Origin of the sequence: Ferruginibacter sp. (assembly GCF_028288465.1) — a bacterium.
GTDB lineage: Bacteria > Bacteroidota > Bacteroidia > Chitinophagales > Chitinophagaceae > Ferruginibacter.
On record NZ_JAQBNR010000022.1, the window covers coordinates 246,513 to 269,353 of the forward strand.

Below are 22,841 nucleotides of genomic sequence, written 5' to 3' on the forward strand. Positions count from 1 at the left end.
GCATATTCCTGCGCTATAAGATAATTGATAAATAAAGTTGCGGCGATTGAAAGTATACTGATTACCATTGAAATGGCCAGAAACTTATTTGCCTTATTTTGATTCATTTTGCAAGCAATAGCTTACCAAGTTGCAAGCTGTAAATTGTTTTGTTCTTCCATGTTAACATCAATGATGATGCGCTTCACCGCAAACATCTTCAGCACAAATGTCAGTTTCTGTTTCCAATGTCGCGTGCTGTATATTCAGGTGTTCCAGCTTATGTTTTATTGTATGCTTTAGCTCACTTACCTGTGCGTTAGACAGTTCGTTTGCTATCACGATGTGCCCCGTCAATGCATTTTGAGTGGTACTGATGGCCCATACATGCAGGTGATGAAAATCTTTAACGCCGGCAGTTTTTAATACCGCTTCTTTTATTTTATGCAGGTCGGTATTATTGGGTACGCCATCCAGTGATAACCGCAAACTATCCCGCAGTAAACTCCAGGTACTGGCAATAATTACAAGGCAAATAATGATGCTGAGCAGCGGATCTATCCAGTACCAGTTGGTATAATAAATAACAATGCCGCCCGCAACCAAGCCTAGCGAAACCAATGCATCAGCAGCGAGGTGTAAGAAGGCTGCTTTTACGTTGATGTCTTTTTCCCGGTCGCGGAAAAACATAAATGCAGATACGCCGTTGATCACTATGCCGATGGCGGCAATGATGGAAATAATTTTACCGGGTAATGGCTGGGGGTTACTGAAACGAAAAATGGCTTCATAGCCGATGGCACCAATCGAAACAAGCAATATCACCGCATTCAGCAATGAAATTAAAATAGACGATTTTTTAAACCCGTAAGTATATTTATCTGTTGATTTAGATTTCGATAATTTAAACGCTACCATCGCCAGCGCAAGCCCCGCGACATCCAAAAAATTATGCCCTGCATCTGACAATAAGGACAAGGAATTTATTTCTAATCCAATTATCACCTGTACAATAACATAGGCCAGGTTAAGCACAATGCCAACAATAAATGCTTTGTTGATGCTGGTTATTTCAGGCACGTGGCTGTGACTGTGTCCAGCATGTGAATGATGATCTTTATGTTCGTGTGCCATTGGTAAAATATCAAATGAACGTTAGTAAGTTAATTATGTTTCTGCAATATTAATTATCGAAATGTTATCAAAAGATCTTCTCTTCTATAGCCGTATCCTTTTCTTCTGTCACCGGATCAATTCAGCATTTCGTTTTATAAAATAGTGCCTTTTAAAATAACGGCCGCGATGGTAAAATAAATCACCAGGCCTGTTACATCTACCAATGTTGCCACCAGCGGAGCAGATGAGGTGGCCGGATCCAACTTTAATCTTTTAAGCAAAATTGGTATCATGGAACCGCTTAATGTACCCCACATAACAATACCGATTAACGAAAGGAAAATGGTAACCGCAAGCAAAAACCAATGTACACCGTAATTGTACAAATGCAGCTTTTGCCAAACAGTAATCCGAATAAAACCGATAGTCCCTAAAATAAAGCCCAGTGTGAGGCCGGATAAAATCTCCCGCCGCATTACAAACCACCAGTCTTTTGCAGTCAGTTCTTTTAACGCCATTGCACGGATAATCAGTGTGGCCGCCTGTGAACCACAGTTGCCACCACTTGAGATAATCAACGGCACAAACAAGGCCAGTACCACCGCTTTGGAAATTTCCTGGTCAAAATAGCCCATAGCAGTTGCAGTCAGCATTTCGCCCACAAATAAAATAATCAGCCAGGTTGCTCTTTTCCTGATGAGCGAAAAAAAAGCAGTTTTTACATAAGGATAATCCAGCCCTTCCACACCACCAAAATTCTGAATTTCTTTCGTGTCTCTCTGTTCAGCCACATCAAGTACGTCATCTACCGTTAACACACCCAGCAATACATTATCCGCATTGGTAACAGGCAGTACTACCCTGTCGTATTCTTTAAATTTGGCTACCGCATCTTCTTTAGTGTCGGTCATTTTAAGGCTTACACAAAAACCATCCAGTATCTCACTTACTTTTTTTTCGGGATCATTCAATACAAAACGGCGAACAGGGATATCATCCACCAGTTTGCCTTCCTTATCCACCACATAAATTACATTGGCGGCTTCTGTATCCTGGTGATTTTTTCTTAAATACTTGCGTGCTTCGTCAATGGTTATCTCCGGTACAATCGTAGCAAAATCTGTATTGATCAAACGGGCGACACTGTTTTCAGGATAACCCAAAATATCATGCACCGCATCCCTGTTTTTATCATTCAGCAATGCCAGAAAAGCAGAACGCTCCACCCCTTTCAGTGACGAATAAAAGGCGATCCGGTCGTCCGATATCAGCTGATTTAAAATAAAAGAAGCTCGTGACGTAGTAAGTTTATGTACAATCTTTTTTTGCAACAAATTATCCAGGTAGGGAAAAACCATTGTCTGCGTACTGGTAGGTAGCGAACGGAAAGCCTGGACAGCATTGTCATCCGGTACCGATGACAGCATTTTTGCCACTTCAGCAGGATGCACACTTTTACTGTTTACACCAAAATGCAACAGGCTGCTGAAATCACCTTTTATTATTTTTTTGCTGATTTCTTTCAAATTTAAATGCATCATAAATAAAAGATTGGAGCAATTAAAAAAATTGGCGTGAAGGTAGCCAAAATGATGTTATTGAATTGCAAACAGCAGGTAGGTGTACCACTTTCTAATTTAAGTTAGCCGCAAGCCCCTGCTTCGATATCTTTGCCTGAAAGAAGCACGTAAAAAAGGAATACCGGCTGCAATTTCAATCAACGGAAATGTTTTAACATTTTAGTTCAAATGAATGGCTTTGTTTATGCAAGGGTAATCATTTGAAGTTTACATTTGTAAAACCACCCACTTATAAAGTGTTGACCAATCCAATGTAATATGAAATTTACTTCCATTTTTTTATTATTGAGCCTGGTGTTACTTGCCACCGCAAAAAGCCAGGATGGCTGGAATTTGAAGAAGGATAAAAATGGTATTAAAGTCTTTTCCAAAAAATCGGACAAATTTAAATTTGATCAGTTAAAGGTTGAATGCGTGCTGGATGGCAAAGTATCACAGCTGGCAGCTGTTTTGCTGGATGTTGACAATCAGTACCAATGGGTATATAAAACCAACAAATCGCAGTTACTGAAAGAGATGGGCGAAGGAGACGTTTTGTATTACAGCGAGATTGCCTGCCCCTGGCCTTTTGAAAACCGCGACCTGGTTGTCAGGATGAACATTGCCCAAAACGCTTTTAATAAAGTAGTAACCATTGAAGCAAAAAATGTGAACGATTATCTGCCTGCAAAAGATAAGCTGGTAAGAATTAATTATTCCAATGCACAGTGGACAGTTACCCCAATCAGCAGCAGCCAGCTGAAAGTAGAGTATACCATTGAGGTTGATCCCGGGAATAATGTGCCCGCCTGGTTATTGAATATGTTCGCCAGCAACGGCCCTTACGAATCATTTGTTAACCTGCGTGAAAAAATGAAATTAGCTCCCTACGCTGAAGCGAAATTCTCTTTTTTATCCGATAATTAAGTGTTTACCTGATAACACAGCAAAAAATTAAACAAGTTCTAAAATTCGAAGTTTAACTACACCTGTTTCGCTCTTGTTTGTAGTATTTTCAACGTATGCAATGTTACTTTTATACCAGGCTTTAAACTGGCATAAAAACGTGCGAGAGCGCAGTAGTTAAAAAGCTATTAATAGATTATCCTAAAATCCATCCAACCATGACTAAAACTGAAAAAGAAAATTGGCTCACTGAAAAGGAAGCCGCGGCAATCATCGAATTGCCAGCAGCATTTTTCCGGCAACTGGTAATGACAGGCCCTTTGAAAGGCGTTGTAAATTACCTGGCCTATAAAAGCGACAGGTACCGATACAACAAAATCGACATTGAGAATTATATATTCGAAGATTCATTTTTTGCACGATTATAAAGGTTCACTTTTTCATTACAAACAAGGTGGGTTAATCACCGGAGGCAGTTGCAGCAGCCAACTGCCTTTTTATTTAATACCACAAGCCTGTCCCCCCAATTTGCTTCACTTTCATTGGTGTTACCAATTATACCGGCTATCTCCTGCTACCATACCCATTATAAGTGCAGTTTGAAAATAAAAAAAGCGATAACCTGTTGTTTTAATTAAATAATAGCTGAAGTTTGTTATAGTTCCCACTTCAATTGATTACTTAATGAACCAACCTATTTCGACAGAACAGGGCGACATCAACGCGAGCCCGTTGCGCAAGGCCTATTCAGATAGCCTGGATGAGCAGACAAAGCACTGGATAAAAGAAGACGCCAGCTATTTTTTGCACCAGGCACTGAGCACTCCGGTGATGAATGTATTGAGTAAAACAGAAGGGCCGTTTATTCACGATCTTAATGGCAAAGCATACCTTGATCTGCATGGCAATGGCGTACACAATGCCGGCTTCAGCAATCCGGATGTTATAAAGGCGGTAATAGAACAATTACAGCAATCACTTGCGTTTACGCCTCGCCGTTATACTAACATTCCCGCAATACAACTGGCAAAGAAACTGGTGGAAGTAACACCCGTCGGACTGGACAGGGTTTTGTTTTGCCCCGGAGGTTCTGAAGCCATTGAAATGGCCCTGATGCTTGCCAAACAGGTAACAGGGAAATGGAAGACAATCTCTTACTGGGATGCTTACCATGGCACCGGCTTCCAGGCATCCAGCGTTGGTGGAGAAGAACATTTCAGCACCGGCAATGGCCCGATGGTGCCGGGTAATTTTCATGTGGAGTTCCCCAACTATTACCGTAATCCCTGGGGCTGGACGGATGAAGAAGCTATTGATAAAGAATACCTGCGCCAGATAAAAATTATCCTGCAGCGCAACCCTGATATGGCTGCAATTATTGGAGAACCCATTTCGGCAACACCGGTTGTGCCGTCAAAGAATTACTGGCTGCAGGTGCAGGAACTGTGCAATCAATATGGCATGCTGCTGATTTTTGATGAGATCATTGAAGGGTTTGGCCGCACGGGCAAACTGTTTGCCAGCGAACACTTTGTTACACCCGATGTGCTGGTACTTGGTAAAACGCTTGGTGGTGGCTTGCTGCCTTTTGCTGGTATTGTTACCAGAGAAGAGTACAATGTATTACAACATCGCTCCATCGGGCATTTTACACACGAAAAAAATCCGTTATGCGCAACGGCCGGCCTTGCCACTATCAATTATTTAGAAGAACATGCGGTGGTGCAAAATGCCGCAGACATGGGCGATTACTTAATGGACCAGTTGCTGGCACTTAAAGAGCTGTATCCCTTAATTGGAAATATTGCGGGCAAGGGGTTGCACATGGGGATTGATCTGGTAAAAGATCAAACAACAAAAGAAAGAGCCTGTAAAGAAGCAGAAGAGCTGATGTATTTTTGCATGAATGAAGGTGTTGCCTTTAAACTGATTGAAGGAAACATAATTACCATAAGGCCAGCGCTGACAATCACAAAAGATCATTGTGATATGATTGTAACTGCACTGAGAAAAGGTTTTGAAAATATAACACGATAAGCAGCAAAACCGCTATCCTGTAATTGCTCTTTAAGATTTCGAAATATGACTGGCCTAAAATACAACACCCGGCGATGAACGCCAGGTGTTTGGAAGTGGACAAAAAACGAAGCCGAAAAAAACTGAACTAAAGAAATTTAAACGGGGGGTACTGCATACAATAAAAGAATTGGCTCCCGTTTTTTCAACAGGTATTGCAATAAGCACTAAACAACGGTAAGCATGTTTGTTTCCTTTGTTTCTTTTTGTAATTTATTCACAAGGTCAAATATTTTTACCATCAGTAAAGGCATCGCCTTTTCGATAGGTGCTGTCAGATCAATTCCTTGCTGCTGCAGGCTTTCAATACTTACAACAAACAAATGGATAACGGGCATTTTATCCAGCAGCTGCAGGGCACTCACCATATCTTTCAAACCTATATCGTGCGTGCTCATGGCTTTCGGAAAGTCCTGCGCAAAGCGTGGCCTTATCAATCGGATCGTACCAAGCGGATTATCATCCAGCGTGGCATCTACCAATATCACGGTTTCGTACCCTTCAAAATAACCCAACAAATGAAAGCCGCCGGTACCGCCATCCACTACGTCAACGCCGGGTGGCAGCCTTTGCTGTTGCAGCCTGTTGGCTACATGCACACCCACGCCTTCATCACCCATTAAATAATTGCCGATTCCCAATATCAGTATGCGTTTTTCCGGAGTCATCTATTTGTTTTCTTTTTTAATTTTAGGGTCGGTTGTCTTAGCTTCAGGGTTAGGTGTCTGGTGATGGTTTCTTTCAAAAACTTCTTCTTCAATAAATTTCCATCCACCTCCCATGCTGCTTATTTCACCACGGCCTTCTACATAATCATGATAAAAAACAAGGTACACATGCACTACAGCAAACAGTATAAAAAACCACATACTCCAGTGATGAATTTGTCTCGTCATAATATCACCGCCAAAAATAACGGGTACCCAGGCAAATAATTTTGGCAACCACCAGGTAGCGGTAGGTGCAAACAAACCGAAGCCGGTAAGGCATTGAACAAGGAAGGCAAGAAAAGTAAGAAAGTAAATAAAACCCGCCATGGCATTGTGCCCGATGCTCATGTGCTCTTTACCTTTCAGCATCAGTATATCCATCCGGAACACATACCACATCTCTTTAAAAAACTTTTTTGAGATAGGCAAAAACTGCCGCCAGTTGGCATATTTGTTTCCAACAAAACCCCAGTAAATTCTGAATAAAAAATTAAAAAAGAAAATATAGGCCGCAATAAAATGAATATATCGTACCCACCCCATAGTATATTGATTGGTTGCCTCCCGCTGGCTTTGTAATGCCAGCGGGTTGGCAATATAAAAGCCCGTTGCAATCAATAATAATATAGCCAGGGCGTTCAGCCAGTGATAAATACGTACCGGTTGTTCCCAAACATATACCCGGCGAAGCTTTTGAATATGCAAATATTTGTCTGCCATAAAAAGAGTTTATTGGTTAGTCTCCTACTACGCTGATGCGGCTGATATGCTTTCCATCTTCATCATAAATATGAACGCTGCAGGCCATGCAGGGATCAAAACTGTGGATGGTTCTTAAAATTTCCAGTGGTTGTTTTTCATCTGCCACCGGCGTATCAATCAACGCGGCTTCGTAGGCAGATAACTTACCGTTGCCATCTCGTGGCGATGCGTTCCAGGTTGTAGGCACTACCAGCTGATAGTTGGCAATCTTAGTATCTTCAATATTGATCCAGTGTGCCAGCGCACCTCTTGGCGCTTCTGCGTGACCTACGCCCAGTGCGGTTTTTGGCCAGGTAGCAGGGTCAAACTTGCTCATCTCTGCCATACGGGTATCCCCGTTTTTAATATTGGCAATTAACTGGTCGTAAAATTCCTGCGCCCATTGCGATACCAGCATGCATTCCAGTCCACGGGCGGCCGTTCTGCCCAGGGTTGAGAACAAGGCAGCAACAGGTACATTCAGGTCGATAAGTGCTTTGTCAACAACGGCTTTAAAATCTTCCCTGCCTCTTGCATAACCTACCAGCACACGTGCCAGCGGACCAACTTCCATGGCATTGCCTTTCCATCTCGGCGTTTTTATATAGCTATATTCTTTGGATGTATCCAGGTTTGCAAAAGGTGGTTTTGGACCTGTGTAATTTACTTTGCTCTCTCCCTTCCATGGATGCAGTCCCTTCTTTTTCCCATCTTTATAATCGTACCAGGAGTTGGTGATGAATTCCTGCACTTCTTCTTCCTTGCGCAGATCAACATCATATACTTTGCTGATGTCTTTATTTAAAATTGCACCTGCCGGAAACTTGTAAGAAGATTGATCCCTGTAACCATTGGTGGGCAAGTCGCCATACACCAGGTAATTGCCCAAGCCACCGCCGATGGCTCCCCAGTCTTTATAAAACGAAGCAATCGCCATCAGGTCGGGAATATATACCTGCTCAATAAATTCTTTACCATCCTGCAACAACTGGCCGACATAGGCAAGCCTTTCTGCATTGATGCCACTTACATCATCCAGGCTGATAGAACATGCCATACCACCAACCAAAAAATTCGGGTGCGGATTTTTACCACCAAATATTGCCTGCACTTTTACAATTTCTTTCTGCCATTCCAGTGCTTCCAGGTAATGCGCAAGGCCAATTAAATTTACTTCGGCAGGTAACTTGTATGCTGGGTGTCCCCAGTAACCATTGGCGAAAATGCCCAACTGTCCGCTGGCAACAAATTTTTTAATCCTTTCCTGGATATCACTGAAATAACCCGGTGAACTTTTTGGCCATTTGGAAATGCTCTGGGCCAGTTCAGACGTTTTCTTCGGGTCTGCCTTTAATGCAGCCACCACATCCACCCAATCCATCGCATGCAGGTGATAAAAATGCACTACGTGGTCATGCATGTACAAGGAGCAAAACATCAGGTTACGCACCAACTCTGCGTTAGGTGGTATAGTAATGTCAAGTGCATCTTCAACAGTTCGCACAGAGGTTAAAGAGTGAATAGAAGTGCACACACCACAAACCCTGCCCACAAAAGCCCAGGCATCTTTCGGATCTCTGCCTTTTAAAATCTCTTCCAGTAAACGAACCATAGTACCGCTGCTGAAAGCGTCTTTTATTTTGCCATTTTCAATATCGGCTTCAATCCTCAAATGGCCTTCAATTCTGGTGATCGGGTCAACAACTATTCTTGTACTCATATAGCGTTTTTAATTTTTTTTATTTGCCAAACAGTTGAATTTCTATTAACCTTCACTGGCGCCGCAGCCGATAGCTATCGGCTCTTGTACTTTTAATCATAATTGAACAAGGCGTTCGATTCATGTACTCATTCCTTTTATTTATTACGCTTAAATTTAAAAAGCATTTATTTTTCAATTTCACCTAATCTCAATTGCTGGATTTATATGCGGCAGTGTCGTAATAAAATCTGCCTGGTGCCTTGGCGAAATAGCAACACTTTCTTTATCGTTGTATTTTATCTCCACCTTTTTGATAGAGGTAGCGGGCGAACCAAAAAAATCAGATACTTCTTTAATCGTTTTTATTTTATTTACATCAATGATCTTCTCATAAAAAAAACCACACTTCACCTGCAACACTTCACCTGAAATAACATAACTCGTTGATCTCACCAGGTACACAAAAAACAATATCAACATTACAATTATAAAAAGGCCGGCCCAGTCAGAATGTATGCTTGTCTCGTAGATACAAAACAGCAGTACACCTGCAAGCGGAAGAAAAATTTCAAGTCCGATTTTAGAACTAAACTTTTTCATAGCCATTATTTTTAGCTGCTTTCTAAACTATTCTTCCAATTCTTTCTCACTCTGCTTCCCTTCTTTTTCCAGGCTAAAAATGAGTTTGTGTTTCCGCACATTGGTAGCAATGGCATGTGCCGCGATAGCTGTGCCGGTAGCGCCTAAAGCAACTTTGCCCAAAGTGTCTGCACTTGATTCAATTCCAAAACCTGAGAAGGCGCTTCCTCTTTCATACAGCCTTCCGTTATCCCAGAAATTTTCTTCACTGCAGCCAATGCAGGGGTGACCGCTTTGTATTGGGTAACTCGTTCCGTTATTCCATTTCATCACACCACATGCGTTGTAAGTTGATGGTCCTTTACAACCCACTTTATATAAACAATATCCTTTTTTTGCGTTCTCGTCATCAAAACTTTCCACGTACAAACCGGCATCATAATAAGGCCGGCGATAACAACTGTCGTGTACCCTTTTGCTGTAAAAAGCTTTGGGCCTGCCGATTCTGTCAAGCTCAGGAATTTTACCAAACGTAACCAAATGCACAATTACACCGGCCATTACTTCTCCAATCGGAGGACAGCCCGGCACCTTTATCAACGGAATATTTCCTTTTAATAATTTATGAATGGGAGTAGCATTGGTAGGGTTGGGTTTAGCAGATTGTACACAACCGTTGCTGGCACAACTGCCCCAGGCAATTACCGCTTTTGCACCGGCAGCAGCTTCTTCCAATATCTGCAATGAGGTCTTTCCGCCGATCATGCAGTATACACCATCAGCGCCAGTTGGTACACTTCCTTCCACACAAAGAATGTATTCTCCTTTATATTTCGTCATCGTATTCTTCATCGCTTCTTCCGCCTGGAAGCCGGATGCCGCCATCAGTGTTTCTGTATAATCAAGCGATATTTTATCCAGCAGAATATCAGCCACGATCGGGTGCGATGAACGGATAAAGCTTTCACTGCAACAAGTACATTCCTGGAAGTGAAGCCAGATAACAGGCACACGGGGTTTAGTTTCCAGCGCTTTCACCACCTGCCCGATGGCAGATTTTTCAAGCCCTATAAAAGCAGCCATCATGGTCGCAAAACCAATAAAGTCGCGGCGGGTATAACCCTTTCGTTGTACTTCTTCGTAGTAGGTTGGTTGGGTGTTGGCGGAAGCATCGTTAATCATACTGGTTAGTTTAACTGTTGATGAAGTAATGATATGCGGAAGAATTATTATAAAGTCATAAAGCTATTTTTCAAACAGCCTTATTCTCATGATTATCTTCAGTAATATTTATGACTTCGCTCATGTTTATGTGCTTTGGTTTTAAATACTTTTAATTCTTTATCTGCAAATCAACTATATGAAAAAAATGATTGCCATTTTAGTCTTGCTTTTTACAGGCGGGCCTTTTATCAGTGAAGCACATCCTGGCCATGGCTCAACTGAAGGTTTTACCATCACTCATTATTTTACTGAGCCGGTACACGTGATTGTTTCGCTCAGCATTATTGTTGCCGCTGCTATATTCATCCGGTACACGAGCGCAGTAAAGCAACCAGTAAAAATTAAATAACTATGCATGAGCTTTCTGTTGTAATGAGCATTGTTGATATTGCGCTGGAACAGGCTGCAAAAAAAGACGCTGTCATTATTGATGAGATTGAACTCGACATTGGTTGTTTATCCACGATAGAAATGAATGCGTTTGAATTTGCCTGGAAGCAGGGAGTAAAGCGAACAATTTTAGAACGGGCGGTAAAAAAAGTAAACAGAATAAAAGGAAAAGGCCATTGCTCTGACTGCGACCATACTTTTGAATTAGAAAATTTATACGATGCCTGCCCTTTTTGTGGTGGGTATTTAATAGGGATAACAGCCGGAAAAGAATTGCGGGTAAAATCACTGGTTGTTTCGTAAAAATAAAATCAATACTAAAAATTACAGCTATGTGTGCAACCTGCGGATGTGATACCGGTGCAACCATCACCATGCATGAACACGGTCATCAACACGATCATTCAGACCATCATCTTCACGAACATTCCCATAAAAAAGTAGTGGATGTTGAACAGGATATCCTGCACGAGAATAACCTGCTTGCAGAAAGAAACCGTGGCTATTTTGATGCGAAAAATATACTGGCATTGAACCTGGTAAGTTCTCCCGGCTCCGGCAAAACCTCCCTGCTGGAAAAAACATTGACTGATCTTAAAGGTGATTTGAATTTCGCCGTTATTGAAGGCGATCAGCAAACCACCAACGATGCAGACCGCATACACGCCACCGGAACAAAAGTGGTACAAATCAATACCGGCAAGGGTTGTCACTTAGATGCACACATGGTGTTGCACGCAGTACAAGGCATGAAACCCGTCCAGGATAGCGTGCTCTTTATTGAAAACGTAGGCAACCTTGTTTGTCCCGCCATGTTTGACCTGGGTGAAAAAGAAAGAGTGGTCATCATCAGCGTAACAGAAGGCGACGACAAGCCGCTAAAGTATCCTGACATGTTTCATTCTTCCACCCTTTGCATCATCAATAAAACAGACCTGCTCCCCTACGTTCCTTTTGACATTGAAAAAGTAAAAGCCAACGCAAAAAAAATAAATCCTGCACTGGAAATTATTGAGCTAAGCTGTACCAGCGGTGAAGGATTAACAACCTGGTACAATTGGTTAAAATTAAAAGCAGTCGCAGCTATGCCAGCCTAACTATAACTGTATAAAAAGTAAAATCAAATTCATGTGCCTAGCCATACCGGGTAAAATAATTTCCATCAGCAACCAACTGGATGATACCTTCCGTTTTGGCAGAGTTTCGTTTGGCAGCATAATAAAAGAAATCAATTTATGCATGGTTCCGCAGGCGAAAACAGGCGACTATGTACTTGTACATGTCGGAGCAGCCATTGGTATAGTTGATGAAGAAGAAGCTGCAAAGGTTTTTAGTTACCTGAAAGATATGGGAGAGGTAGAAGAACTGGATCAGGACTAGTCATGACGGCAAATTGCATTTGCAGGAACGTAAAGTTCGCTGACCAAAGTCAATTTTTTATCCATTTGCAATCATTAAAACTTCAAGGCGTTTCTGATAAATTTGGCACCGGTATATTGCCGCATTGTATCAGTTAAATACTACAGTTATGAAAGATAAAACAGCTCTTGTTACCGGTGCCGCGTCAGGTATTGGTAAAGCTACTGCCCTGTTGTTTGCAAAGGAAGGCGCCAGTGTAATTATATCAGATCTTCAGGAAGCTGCGGGCGAAGCCGTTGCCGCAGACATCCGTTCAGCCGGAGGAAAATCAGCTTTTTTTAAAGCGGATGTTTCAGTACCGGAACAAATGGAGTCGCTGGTAAATTTTTCAGTAACCACATTTGGCCGCCTGGATATGGCGGTAAACAATGCAGGGATAAGCGGAGAAATGAACGCAGCTGCCGACATGAGCATTGAAGGCTGGAATAAAGTGATAGCGGTGAATTTAAACAGCGTTTTTTACGGAATGAAATACCAGTTGCAGGCAATGCTAAAAACCGGTGGTGGCAGTATCGTCAATGTAGGGTCTATTTTAAGCTCGGTGGGTTTTGCCGGTGCTGCAGGATACACTGCTGCCAAACATGGTATCATTGGTCTTACCCAAACTGCCGCTGTAGAATACGCTGCCCAAAATATACGTATCAACACAGTTGGTCCGGGTTTTATCGATACGCCGTTATTGGGCTCGCTGAGCGAAGAAATGAAAAAGCAGGTAATAACGTTGCATCCTGTTGGCAGACTTGGTAAAAGCGCTGAGGTTGCCGAATTGATTGTGTGGCTTGCGAGTGATAAAGCTGCTTTTGTAACAGGTAGCTATTACCCTGTAGATGGTGGTTACCTGGCGAGGTAATTAAAGCCTCCGTTAAGTGTAACAAAAGTATCCGTCTACCTTTTTTCGGCAGTTTATCTTACATCAAAATAAAACAAATTGATATGAAAAAGAATATGGGTACTACCGACCGTATTGTTCGTTTAATTGCAGCTGCAATTTTTGCCGCCCTGTATTTTACCAATACCGTTACCGGCACTTTTGGTATAGTGTTGCTTGTGCTGGCTGCAATTTTTGTGCTGACCAGCCTCGTAAGTTTTTGCCCGCTATATACCATCCTTGGTTTAAACACCTGCACCGCCAAAAAATAAACGCTGCCCGTGTCTGGCTGTCAATGCGCCATAGCACCTCCCGGATGCCTTGCACATCTGTGCAGCCATAAACTAGTACAGATAACATTAATGTAAAGCCTTTGCTGCGACAACACGGCAAAGGCTTTGCATTAAAAACCTATTACCCAGCAGCTATATTTTTATGATTTCACAAAAATAAATATCACATACTTTAATGATATGCATCATGCATTGCCACACCGCCATTTTCTATTTTTACATCCATAATTAAGATAACCCAATTACCAGGATCTAAAAATTTAAACAAATGAAAAAAGAATATTGGATCAACGTAAAACATGTTGATAACAGGCTGGTGGTTTTTTTAAATGGCGAAACAATCTGGGATAGCGGCATTGTACACGACGATCCGGAGTTGAATCAGTTTATTAATATAACAGATCAGCTGCAGATACATTCCAGCCATTTAAACGAACTTATTTTTGAGGGCTTTAATGACTCTTACACCAGTGATACCTCCAATGGCGATGCTTCCAACAGCGATTTAAACCCCTGGCATTTCCACTACCGCGTTTTCACCCGCACGGTCGACGGTACCGGAAATGTAATAGAAAAAGATATGCTGGCACCGTATAACGAGAAGCATATGTCTAACCCAAATATCAGGGCCATTAATAACCGGTATCAAATCATTCGCAACAGCGAAGAATTTAAGGTGATTTCAAATTCATTGTCCCAAAATTTCTATAATTAAACCCGATTGCTGTACCTAAGAAAGTGGCATTGATAACCGGCTCCATAGTCCGGTATCTAAGCACCCCATTTTATATCCACTGTCAGTTCATGGAAAAACAAAAGTAAATGCAGCTTATCCAACGTTGCATTTACTTTTATCCGCTTAAATGTCTAGATTGATGTTTTAAGAAACAAGTGTTCTGTTCGTCAATGGACGCCTTCTTTCATAAATAAGTCCGTTAACGCTTTCAAAATGTAACTATTGTTACCAATCTATGCTACACTTTGGTTTTAATTTTGCAGTACAAAAATCCGCCTGACCAGACTATTAAACATGATAGTAACGCGATTGCTAAAAATAAAATTTTCTTTATGACATTTAATCAAATGATACAATCAGACAAACCCGTGCTGGTAGATTTTTCAGCCGAATGGTGTGGCCCCTGCAAAATGATGGCGCCCATTTTAAAAGAAGTAAAAAAAGAAATTGGTGACACGGCTACCATCATTAAGGTAGACGTGGATAAAAATCCCGCTGCAGCCAGCGAATACCAGGTGCAGGGTGTGCCAACCCTGATCCTGTTTAAAAATGGCAAACCGCTGTGGCGGCAAAGTGGCGTTGTCCAAAAATCGGGCCTCGTAAGCATCATTCAAAAATTTACCGTTAACTCCTGATCCGCAGCTTGTCAATACAGGCTACAATTTGCCAATAAATGTATACATACAACACTGCAGCCATTCTACTTTTAAAATAGAGGCGATGGCTGCATTTTTGATTGACTGTATAATTTAGCTAAGCCCTCGTTGTTATCTTACCTGACTGTTTTTCTCCTTCCCTCAATTACTGACCAAAATCACCTTTTCTATTATCTGCTATCATTTGTTGGCACTGCCTGCCGTTTTACTTTCATGCAATATTGAAGTACTTAACAAGCAAAAAAAAGCTGTATGAAAAAGATAATCATCGCATTTGACAATACTCATTTTTCCGAAGGTGCTTTTGAATTTGCCCGAAGGTTAAATGAGCTACAACCAGTTTTACTTACTGGTATTTTTTTGCCACAGGCTGAAATTGCCTACCTCTGGAGTTATGCCGGTGGGGTAAGCGTGCCATTTATTCCCCAACTGGAAACAGATGATGCAGAAATGGTAATGGAAAATATTGAGCATTTTAAAAAACAATGCATCAGCAACAATATCGACTTCAGGGTACACAAAGATTTCTATGATCTTGCGCTGCCGGAGTTAAAAAAAGAAAGCCGCTTTGCAGACCTGTTATTAATTGGCACTGAAAGCTTTTACAAAAACATGGGCACACATATGCCCAATGAATATTTACGCGATACCCTGCACGATATTGCCTGCCCGGTGTTGCTGGTGCCTGAAAAATATGATTTTCCCGAAAGCATTATCCTCGCATATGACGGAAGCAATGAAGCCGTATTTGCCATTAAGCAGTTTGCGTATCTTTTTCCAGAACTAACCGGGTTAAAAACGATGCTGGTATATGCCCACAAAGACGCTTCAAAAGATATCCCGGATAAGATACAGATTGAAGAACTGGCGGCCCGGCATTTTAGCGATCTCACTTTATTTAAGTTGAATACAGATCCCAAAAAAAACTTCAGTTCCTGGGTGAACCAGGCAAAATCGGCCATACTGGTAAGCGGCTCTTATGGACGGTCCGGCATATCCCAGCTCTTTAAAAACAGCTTTATCCAGGACATAATAACCGATCATAAGCTGCCCGTCTTTATCGCTCATAAATAACTTGCAGAACGGATTTTGCTATACTACCGGCAATTGCCAGCGTTGTGTAACCGCAGAATACGTTACCTGAAAATATTTTAACAATGGAAAAGATTCTTTTAGCAATTGATGCCAGGGTAGTAAATAAGAATTCGCTGGAGTTTGCCTGTTATCTCGCCAGGTTAACAAGATCGAAAGTAACAGGGGTGTTTTTAGAAAACCTGGTAGCAGATGAAAAACCCGTCTTGAAAAAAGCTTATGGCAGGGCCTATGTAAACTGGGAGATAAATGAGGCTTCGCAGGAATATCAAACCAAAGTACAACTGATTGAGAACAATGTCCGGCTTTTTAAAGAAAGCTGCATACAGCAGGAAGTATGCTTTCAGCTGCACCGTGACCGGGGTGTGCCAGAGACAGACCTGTTGGAAGAAACCCGTTTTGCAGATATACTTGTAGCAGATGGGGCGCTGAGTTTTACAAAACAATTTGCAGGCACACCGAGTAGTTTTGTAAAAAATATTCTTACAAAAGCAGAATGCCCGGTGATTATTGCACCAGAACGCTTTGACGGAATTGATGAAATTGTATTCACCTACAATGGATCCGCATCATCATTGTTTGCCATCAAACAATTCACCTACCTGTTGCCGGAGCTGAGCAATAAAAAGGCAACTATACTTCAGATAAATGAAGCCGGCGAATGGCATGATCCTGATAAATACAAATTTAAAGAATGGCTGAAGGATCATTATACCGACCTTCACTTTGAAGCGCAAAAAGGAAATACGGATAGCATTTTATTTGAAGCTTTGTTTACCAGAAAAAATATGCTCCTGGTGATGGGATCGTACGGCAGAAATGCCTTATCACAGTTTATACAAACCAGTCATGCGGATATGCTTATTAAAACGGTAGCCCACCCCATCTTTATAACACACCGGTAAACCGTTACGGCCTAAACCATATTGCAATCATTTATAAACAGAACCATGTATATGAAAAAGATAATCGCCGCATTTGACGGACTTAATTATGCAGAAAATACAGAAGCATATGCTGTGCAAATTGCCCGGCAGGAAAAGATGCATTTGTTTGGAATATTTTTAGACGACCCTACTTACACCAGTTATAAAATTTACGACCTTATTACAAAAGAAGGTGTAAACAATACTAAGCTTAAAAAACTGGAAGCAAAAGATAAAGCCACCCGTACCGCAGCGGCCGAAAATTTTGAAAGCGCCTGCCGGAAATCCGGTCTTACCTATGCCATACACCACGACCACAACACACCTATACTGGAACTGAAACATGAAAGCATTTATGCCGACCTGCTGGTGATTAATGCAAAAGAAACATTGACACATTACCCCGAGAAAGTGCCTACCCGTTTTATCCGCGACTTGCTGACCGATACGCAATGCCCGGTATTACTGGTACAGGATACTTATCAGCCTATCAATAAAATAATTTTGCTCTTTGATGGTGAACCAACATCAGTGCACGCCATCAAGATGTTCAGCTACCTGCTGCCGCATTTAAAGGAACTGGAAACAGAAGTAATTTCAGTAAAACCTGCTGACACTTCGCTGCATGTACCCGATAATAAACTGATGAAGGAGTTTATGAAAAGGCACTATCCCCATGCCAGCTATACCATTGCTAAAGGCTGGCCGGAAGATGAAATTGTAAAACGGTTAAAAAAACAGGCAACCGGAGCGCTGGTCGTTTTGGGCGCCTACAAAAGGGGTAGTGTGAGCCGCTGGCTGCGGGAAAGTATGGCAGATACCCTGATGAAGGAAATAAAGCTGCCACTTTTTATAGCCCATAATAAATAGCCATGCTGTTCCAGTGAATATCTATTCAAAAATGTTAGCTAAAGGCAAATAATAATCAGGCACCCTAACGGAGGTCCTTGCTGAAGCTTCTGATACTAAAGTATGCATAGACCGTCTATATTTCTATAAACCCGATCGCGGCGCGGACTATTTACACGTAAGATGAATGATGGTTAGTACCTTTTTTGAGCTACTCAATTTTTTGAGCTGCCTCTAAACAGCAGTTAGCAACCAAACGTTGACCGCATTTTTTAGAAATTGAAATACACCTTAACGCAGGTATTGAAAAAAGTCTGGTAAATTTGGTTTGTTTAATAAAAAAAAGGAGTTAACGGCAGCAGCTTACTTGTAGCCAAATCAATGGATTCACTTACACATATTGCCCTGGGCGCTTGTATGGGCGAGGCTTTTGCAGGCAAAACGCTGGGTAAAAAAGCCATGCTGTGGGGCGCATTGGCCCAAAGTATTCCCGATATTGATTTTGTTTCCTCTTTTTGGTTAGATACCACTTCCGCTTTGCTGGCACACCGCGGCTTTACACACTCCCTGTTGTTTTGTGCGCTTATTACACCCCTGTTTGCGTGGGCGGCTGAACGGCTGCACAGGCCGCATGATATCCGTTTAAAAAAATGGTTGTTGTTTTTTGGAGGTGTAATTTTCATCCATATTTTTATTGATGCCTTTAATAACTACGGTGTTGGCTGGTTTGAACCTTTTAATCACCGGCGCATCAGTTTCAATGCCATTTATGTTGCAGATCCATTTTTCTCCATCTGGCCGGCAATTGCCTGCGGAGCCTTGATAGGTATTAGAAAAAGTAATAACCGCCGAAAAAAATGGTGGCAGGCAGGGCTTGGCCTGGGTGCCCTTTACCTGGTGTATTGTTTGTTCAATAAATCTATCATCAACCGTAATGTAAAAGATATTTTACAGCGTCAACATATTCACTATACACAATATTTTACAACGCCCGCACCCTTGCAAAACTGGCTATGGTTTGTGGTGGCTGGCGATGGCAAGGGATACTACGTTGGGTACCGTTCTGTTTTCGATAGTAAAAAAGAAATGAGTCTTCAGTATTTCTCCCGAAACGATTCATTGCTTCAACCCTATTTACAGCAGGAAAATCTACAGCAACTCATTCGTTTTTCGCAACAATTTTATACGGTAGAAAAAAGGAATGACACGTTGCTTTTTAATGACCTCCGTTTTGGACAGGTAATTGGCTGGCAAAATCCAAAAGAAAAATTCGCCTTTCATTATTTTTTGCAATACCCTGCTGAAAATAAGCTCGTAGTGCAACGCGGCCGTTTCCAGGGATGGACGAGCCAAACGGTTGAAGCATTAATCAAAAGAATAAAAGGAAATTAACGCAGCTAATAAGCGCTTGTTATTTCTTCAGGGGCTGGTTGCTTCATTATCCTTCCTCTTCCGAAAATGAATAATCAACTGATGGCCATCATTGTTTATAATAATGGTTGCTATTACTTTTATCTGTGAACACATGGAATGATGAAACTTTGCTGCCATGAACAGCTTCCAGTATGTAATTCAACCTCTTTGAACCGCAAAACAAATCAAATGAAAGCAGGGAAAAATTTCTCCGGATGGAGAATAAAACTTGAAAAAGCAATAGCCCCTAAAATAGTAGAAGTCCCCGAGAAATGGGCCAGCAAAATAGGACACGGAAAGATGCTTGTACCAACGCCCATGCTTGTTGATGGCGTTATAAAAAAAATACCGAAGGGCCAACTCGCAACAGTAAATACTATCCGCAGCTTCCTGGCACAAAAGTTTAACACAGACCTGACTTGCCCATTGACCACCGGCATTTTTTTAAATATAGCTGCACATGCAGCCGAAGAAGACAAAATGAAAGGAGAAAAAAAAATTACTCCTTATTGGCGTGTACTGAGAGAAGGAGGTTTTCTAAACCCCAAATTTCCCGGCGGCGCAATCATGCAGTCTATTTATTTAAAAAGAGAAGGATTTGAGGTGCTACAGGGCAAAGGCAAAGACTTGTTTTTTGTAAAAGATTATGATAAAAAATTAGCCGTATTGAATCCATATTCAAAAGGAACAACTTTAAAAAAACGGGTAATTGCTAAAACCAGCATGATATGATTGGCGTTTTATCAGCAGGCGAAGTTGAGTTGCTTTTGAAAATACAGGTAGTTGGCCATTTAGGTTGCACTGACGGCTACAACACCTATGTGTATCCTGTTAATTATGTATACGATGATCATTTTATTTTTTGCCATTCAACGCTCGGTGCAAAACTGGATATGATGCGAAAAAATAACCGCGTGTGCTTGCAGGTTGAGGAATGTATTGATTTTACACATTGGAAAAGTGTGATGGTACAAGGCATTTTTCAGGAACTGGAAGAAGAACGGGATCGTTATACAGCGATGAAAATGTTTGCCGAAAAAAATTTACAACAAAAAATAAATCAGCCGGTATTGGCGCATAATACCACTGTTAACGGTACGCAAGTAAAATGGCATGTAAAAAACCGTCCTGTATTTTTCCGGATTGTTATTGATGAAAAAACGGGCCGCTACGAAAATGATTAGCCTGCCGTTCATAAAGTTTCCTTTTTATTTTATTGAGCAACTTTTAAAAGCAATGGCGAAAGCAGTATTTTGACGGGTACACAAATACGCTGTCATTAATATTCAGGGGGTGATGTCATTCATCTTTTCGATTGATTCATGTCATAATACTGGCGGAGAATTGCGCTAACTTTATCAACAATTCTACACTTTATGCATCGCATTGTTACGATTACGTTTAGCCCCTGTATTGATAAAAGTACTTCCGTCGCTGCTTTACTTCCTGAAAAAAAATTGGCGTGCGCCACTCCCAAACTGGAGCCGGGCGGTGGTGGCATTAATGTAGCCCGGGCCATCAAAAAGTTGGGTGGCGTTGCAACAGCCATTTACCCTTCCGGCGGCTACACCGGTCGTTATTTCGATCACCTCCTCGAAAAAGAAGATATTCCGGTTGTGATCATCAACTCATCCAATGAAACGAGGGAAAATATTATCGTATACGATGACAGCACCGGCAACCAGTACCGTTTTGGTATGCCTGGCACACCGTTGAATGATGCGGAATGGAAAGCATGCCTGCAGGCTGTAAAAGATATTGACGACATTGGGTTTATTGTCGCCAGTGGAAGTTTGCCACCGGGCGTACCGCTTAACATTTATGCGCAACTGGCAAGGCTGGCCAAAAATAAGGGAGCGAAATTTGTTGTAGATACCTCCGGCGAAGCATTGAAAGAAGCTGCAGACGAAGGTGTGTATCTTTTAAAACCGAATCTTGGGGAACTATGCACGCTGGCCGGGAAAACAGCTTTATTGCCAGCAGACATTTTAGTTGTTGCAAGACAAATAATTGCTGCCGGCAAATGTGAAGTGCTGGTGATATCCATGGGGGCACAAGGTGCCATGCTGGTTACAAAAGAACTGGCGGAAATTATTACTCCGCCGGACGTAAAAAGAAAAAGCACTGTGGGAGCGGGTGACAGCATGGTAGCCGGAATTGTTTGGCATCTTTCAAATGGACATGAACTCATGGAAGCTGTGCAGTTTGGCGTTGCCTGCGGTACTGCGGCTACGTTAAATGAAGGAACACAATTATGTAATAAAGAGGACGTGGAATTAATATTTGATCAACTCAAAATAGCTGTTCAATAAATGTGCCTGTATAAATATTAGAAAAGTTCGTTTGTTAATTAACATAAAATACAATCATGACTACCGACGAAATAACCGCCCTGATTGGCGACAAAAATGCAGCCCTGCTTTCTCATACCTGCGAAACGGTTACAAAAGATTTATTGCACCTGCCCTCGCCGGATTTCATTGACAAGGTGCTGAGCCAGTCCAACAGGAGCAATCAAACATTGCGCAGCCTGGCGTCTGTTTATAAACACGGACGGTTAAGTGGCACAGGTTATCTTTCAATATTACCCGTTGACCAGGGCGTTGAACACAGTGCAGGAGCTTCCTTTGCGCCTAACCCAATATATTTTGATCCGGAAAATATTATCCGCCTTGCAATAGAGGGCGGCTGTAACGCTGTGGCTTCCACCATTGGCGGCCTGGCTATGCTTTCCAGAAAATATGCGCACCAGATACCATTTATTGTAAAACTAAATCACAACGAATTACTTACATACCCCAATAAGTTCGACCAGGTAATATTCGGGTCGGTACGGGAGGCATGGAATATGGGTGCAGCGGCCATTGGTGCCACTATCTATTTTGGCAGTGAAGAAAGCGACCGGCAGATAAAGGAAGTAAGCCAGCTTTTTGAGGAAGCGCATTCTCTTGGAATGGCAACTGTTTTATGGTGTTATTTAAGAAACCGGGTTTTTAAAAGAGCCGATGCCGATTATCATGTTTCGGCCGATCTTACCGGGCAGGCCAATTACCTGGGCGTAACCATACAGGCAGACATCATTAAACAAAAATTACCGGCCAACAATGGCGGCTATAAAATGCTGAATTCAGAAAGCATGAGTTACGGAAAATGGGACGAACGGATGTATACAGAACTTACTACTGCTAACCCGATAGACCTTTGCCGTTACCAGGTACTCAATTGTTTTATGGGCCGGGCGGGGCTGATCAATTCCGGCGGTGCATCTGCAGGCGAAACTGATTTAAAGGAAGCGGTACTAACGGCGATCATCAACAAACGTGCTGGCGGCACTGGCCTTATTTCGGGCCGAAAGGCCTTTCAGCGGCCGTTTACAGAGGGCATTGCGCTGCTGAATGCCATACAGGATGTTTACCTGGACGAAGCAATTACTGTTGCATGATCTTTTTGCAAATTGTTTCTGCAGCTTAATAAAACAAATGCTGCAACGGTTAAGGTTTGGTAAAACAAACGAGCCCGATCCAAATTCATACAACATAAAGTAATGAAGCGGCTGAATAAATTGTGTAACTTTTGGTTTTTATCAACGGCCATAATGCCGTAAAAA

At 41.9% G+C, this 22,841-nt stretch carries 26 protein-coding genes; 19 read left to right on the forward strand and 7 right to left on the reverse strand.

Translation table 11 applies throughout. The features are described from left to right. Window positions 1-168: 168 nt before the first annotated feature. Together JWR61_RS11650 and mgtE are read right to left on the reverse strand one after the other, a co-directional pair. Complete coding sequence (locus JWR61_RS11650; RefSeq protein ID WP_301927980.1) at window positions 169-1,113, reverse strand: cation diffusion facilitator family transporter; 945 nt, start codon at window positions 1,111-1,113, stop codon at window positions 169-171. A 134-nt stretch (window positions 1,114-1,247) separates the two neighbouring features. Continuing rightward, a complete protein-coding gene (gene mgtE, locus JWR61_RS11655; protein WP_301927981.1) occupies window positions 1,248-2,636 on the reverse strand; it encodes a magnesium transporter in 1,389 nt (462 codons plus the stop codon). Between the two features lie 297 nt (window positions 2,637-2,933). On the opposite strand from mgtE, the gene JWR61_RS11660 reads away from it, so the two are divergent. From JWR61_RS11660 to JWR61_RS11670, 3 genes are all read left to right on the forward strand, one after another. Then, a complete protein-coding gene (locus JWR61_RS11660; protein ID WP_301927982.1) occupies window positions 2,934-3,581 on the forward strand; it encodes an START domain-containing protein in 648 nt (215 codons plus the stop codon). A gap of 197 nt (window positions 3,582-3,778) precedes the next feature. Continuing rightward, complete coding sequence (locus tag JWR61_RS11665) at window positions 3,779-3,988, forward strand: hypothetical protein (protein ID WP_301927983.1); 210 nt, start codon at window positions 3,779-3,781, stop codon at window positions 3,986-3,988. Between the two features lie 256 nt (window positions 3,989-4,244). Continuing rightward, window positions 4,245-5,597: an aspartate aminotransferase family protein gene (locus JWR61_RS11670; RefSeq protein ID WP_301927984.1), complete on the forward strand. Its 1,353-nt coding sequence runs from the start codon at window positions 4,245-4,247 to the stop codon at window positions 5,595-5,597. A gap of 206 nt (window positions 5,598-5,803) precedes the next feature. On the opposite strand, the gene JWR61_RS11675 is transcribed toward JWR61_RS11670, so the two are convergent. The 5 genes from JWR61_RS11675 to JWR61_RS11695 all read right to left on the reverse strand — a co-directional run bounded on the left by JWR61_RS11675 (window position 5,804) and on the right by JWR61_RS11695 (window position 10,550). Beyond that, a complete protein-coding gene (locus JWR61_RS11675) occupies window positions 5,804-6,304 on the reverse strand; it encodes a hydrogenase maturation protease (RefSeq protein ID WP_301927985.1) in 501 nt (166 codons plus the stop codon). Continuing rightward, entirely contained in the window at window positions 6,305-7,066 is a 762-nt protein-coding gene (gene cybH, locus JWR61_RS11680; RefSeq protein ID WP_301927986.1) for a Ni/Fe-hydrogenase, b-type cytochrome subunit, read from the reverse strand. Window positions 7,067-7,082: 16 nt separating this feature from the next. Further along, window positions 7,083-8,807 carry a nickel-dependent hydrogenase large subunit gene (locus tag JWR61_RS11685; protein ID WP_301927987.1) on the reverse strand — a complete coding sequence of 575 codons (1,725 nt, stop codon included), beginning with the start codon at window positions 8,805-8,807 and terminating at the stop codon, window positions 7,083-7,085. Window positions 8,808-8,987: 180 nt separating this feature from the next. Further along, a complete protein-coding gene (locus JWR61_RS11690) occupies window positions 8,988-9,389 on the reverse strand; it encodes a PH domain-containing protein (protein ID WP_301927988.1) in 402 nt (133 codons plus the stop codon). A 27-nt stretch (window positions 9,390-9,416) separates the two neighbouring features. Further along, window positions 9,417-10,550, reverse strand: a complete 1,134-nt coding sequence (locus tag JWR61_RS11695) for a hydrogenase small subunit (RefSeq protein WP_301927989.1) — start codon at window positions 10,548-10,550, stop codon at window positions 9,417-9,419. A 178-nt stretch (window positions 10,551-10,728) separates the two neighbouring features. On the opposite strand from JWR61_RS11695, the gene JWR61_RS11700 reads away from it, so the two are divergent. The 16 genes from JWR61_RS11700 (at window position 10,729) to JWR61_RS11775 (ending at window position 22,676) form a co-directional block, all read left to right on the forward strand. Further along, a complete protein-coding gene (locus JWR61_RS11700) occupies window positions 10,729-10,941 on the forward strand; it encodes a hypothetical protein (protein ID WP_301927990.1) in 213 nt (70 codons plus the stop codon). A 2-nt stretch (window positions 10,942-10,943) separates the two neighbouring features. Further along, window positions 10,944-11,285 (forward strand): hydrogenase maturation nickel metallochaperone HypA, encoded by a 342-nt coding sequence (locus JWR61_RS11705; RefSeq protein WP_301927991.1) that lies wholly within the window; start codon window positions 10,944-10,946, stop codon window positions 11,283-11,285. Between the two features lie 29 nt (window positions 11,286-11,314). After that, on the forward strand, window positions 11,315-12,079 hold the full coding sequence (gene hypB / locus JWR61_RS11710; protein WP_301927992.1) for a hydrogenase nickel incorporation protein HypB: 765 nt from the start codon (window positions 11,315-11,317) through the stop codon (window positions 12,077-12,079). Window positions 12,080-12,110: 31 nt separating this feature from the next. Beyond that, window positions 12,111-12,362, forward strand: coding sequence for a HypC/HybG/HupF family hydrogenase formation chaperone (locus tag JWR61_RS11715; RefSeq protein ID WP_301927993.1), 252 nt, complete (start codon window positions 12,111-12,113; stop codon window positions 12,360-12,362). A 148-nt stretch (window positions 12,363-12,510) separates the two neighbouring features. After that, window positions 12,511-13,251, forward strand: a complete 741-nt coding sequence (locus tag JWR61_RS11720; RefSeq protein WP_301927994.1) for an SDR family NAD(P)-dependent oxidoreductase — start codon at window positions 12,511-12,513, stop codon at window positions 13,249-13,251. A gap of 83 nt (window positions 13,252-13,334) precedes the next feature. Further along, complete coding sequence (locus tag JWR61_RS11725) at window positions 13,335-13,541, forward strand: DUF2892 domain-containing protein (protein WP_290336437.1); 207 nt, start codon at window positions 13,335-13,337, stop codon at window positions 13,539-13,541. 289 nt (window positions 13,542-13,830) lie between these two features. Next, entirely contained in the window at window positions 13,831-14,277 is a 447-nt protein-coding gene (locus JWR61_RS11730; RefSeq protein ID WP_301927995.1) for a hypothetical protein, read from the forward strand. A gap of 353 nt (window positions 14,278-14,630) precedes the next feature. Then, a complete protein-coding gene (trxA, locus tag JWR61_RS11735; protein WP_301927996.1) occupies window positions 14,631-14,933 on the forward strand; it encodes a thioredoxin in 303 nt (100 codons plus the stop codon). 273 nt (window positions 14,934-15,206) lie between these two features. Further along, window positions 15,207-16,028, forward strand: coding sequence for a hypothetical protein (locus JWR61_RS11740; protein ID WP_290336440.1), 822 nt, complete (start codon window positions 15,207-15,209; stop codon window positions 16,026-16,028). Window positions 16,029-16,111: 83 nt separating this feature from the next. Beyond that, window positions 16,112-16,951: a universal stress protein gene (locus tag JWR61_RS11745; protein WP_301927997.1), complete on the forward strand. Its 840-nt coding sequence runs from the start codon at window positions 16,112-16,114 to the stop codon at window positions 16,949-16,951. A gap of 51 nt (window positions 16,952-17,002) precedes the next feature. Then, a complete protein-coding gene (locus JWR61_RS11750) occupies window positions 17,003-17,842 on the forward strand; it encodes a universal stress protein (RefSeq protein ID WP_301927998.1) in 840 nt (279 codons plus the stop codon). Window positions 17,843-18,202: 360 nt separating this feature from the next. Further along, window positions 18,203-19,213: a metal-dependent hydrolase gene (locus tag JWR61_RS11755; RefSeq protein WP_301927999.1), complete on the forward strand. Its 1,011-nt coding sequence runs from the start codon at window positions 18,203-18,205 to the stop codon at window positions 19,211-19,213. Window positions 19,214-19,423: 210 nt separating this feature from the next. Then, window positions 19,424-19,966: a hypothetical protein gene (locus JWR61_RS11760; protein WP_301928000.1), complete on the forward strand. Its 543-nt coding sequence runs from the start codon at window positions 19,424-19,426 to the stop codon at window positions 19,964-19,966. Then, window positions 19,963-20,418 (forward strand): pyridoxamine 5'-phosphate oxidase family protein, encoded by a 456-nt coding sequence (locus JWR61_RS11765; protein WP_301928001.1) that lies wholly within the window; start codon window positions 19,963-19,965, stop codon window positions 20,416-20,418. The genes JWR61_RS11760 and JWR61_RS11765 overlap by 4 nt, the downstream gene beginning before the upstream one ends. A 192-nt stretch (window positions 20,419-20,610) precedes the next feature. Beyond that, window positions 20,611-21,546 (forward strand): 1-phosphofructokinase family hexose kinase, encoded by a 936-nt coding sequence (locus JWR61_RS11770; protein WP_301928002.1) that lies wholly within the window; start codon window positions 20,611-20,613, stop codon window positions 21,544-21,546. 56 nt (window positions 21,547-21,602) lie between these two features. After that, window positions 21,603-22,676: a class I fructose-bisphosphate aldolase gene (locus JWR61_RS11775; RefSeq protein WP_301928003.1), complete on the forward strand. Its 1,074-nt coding sequence runs from the start codon at window positions 21,603-21,605 to the stop codon at window positions 22,674-22,676. Window positions 22,677-22,841 lie beyond the last annotated feature (165 nt).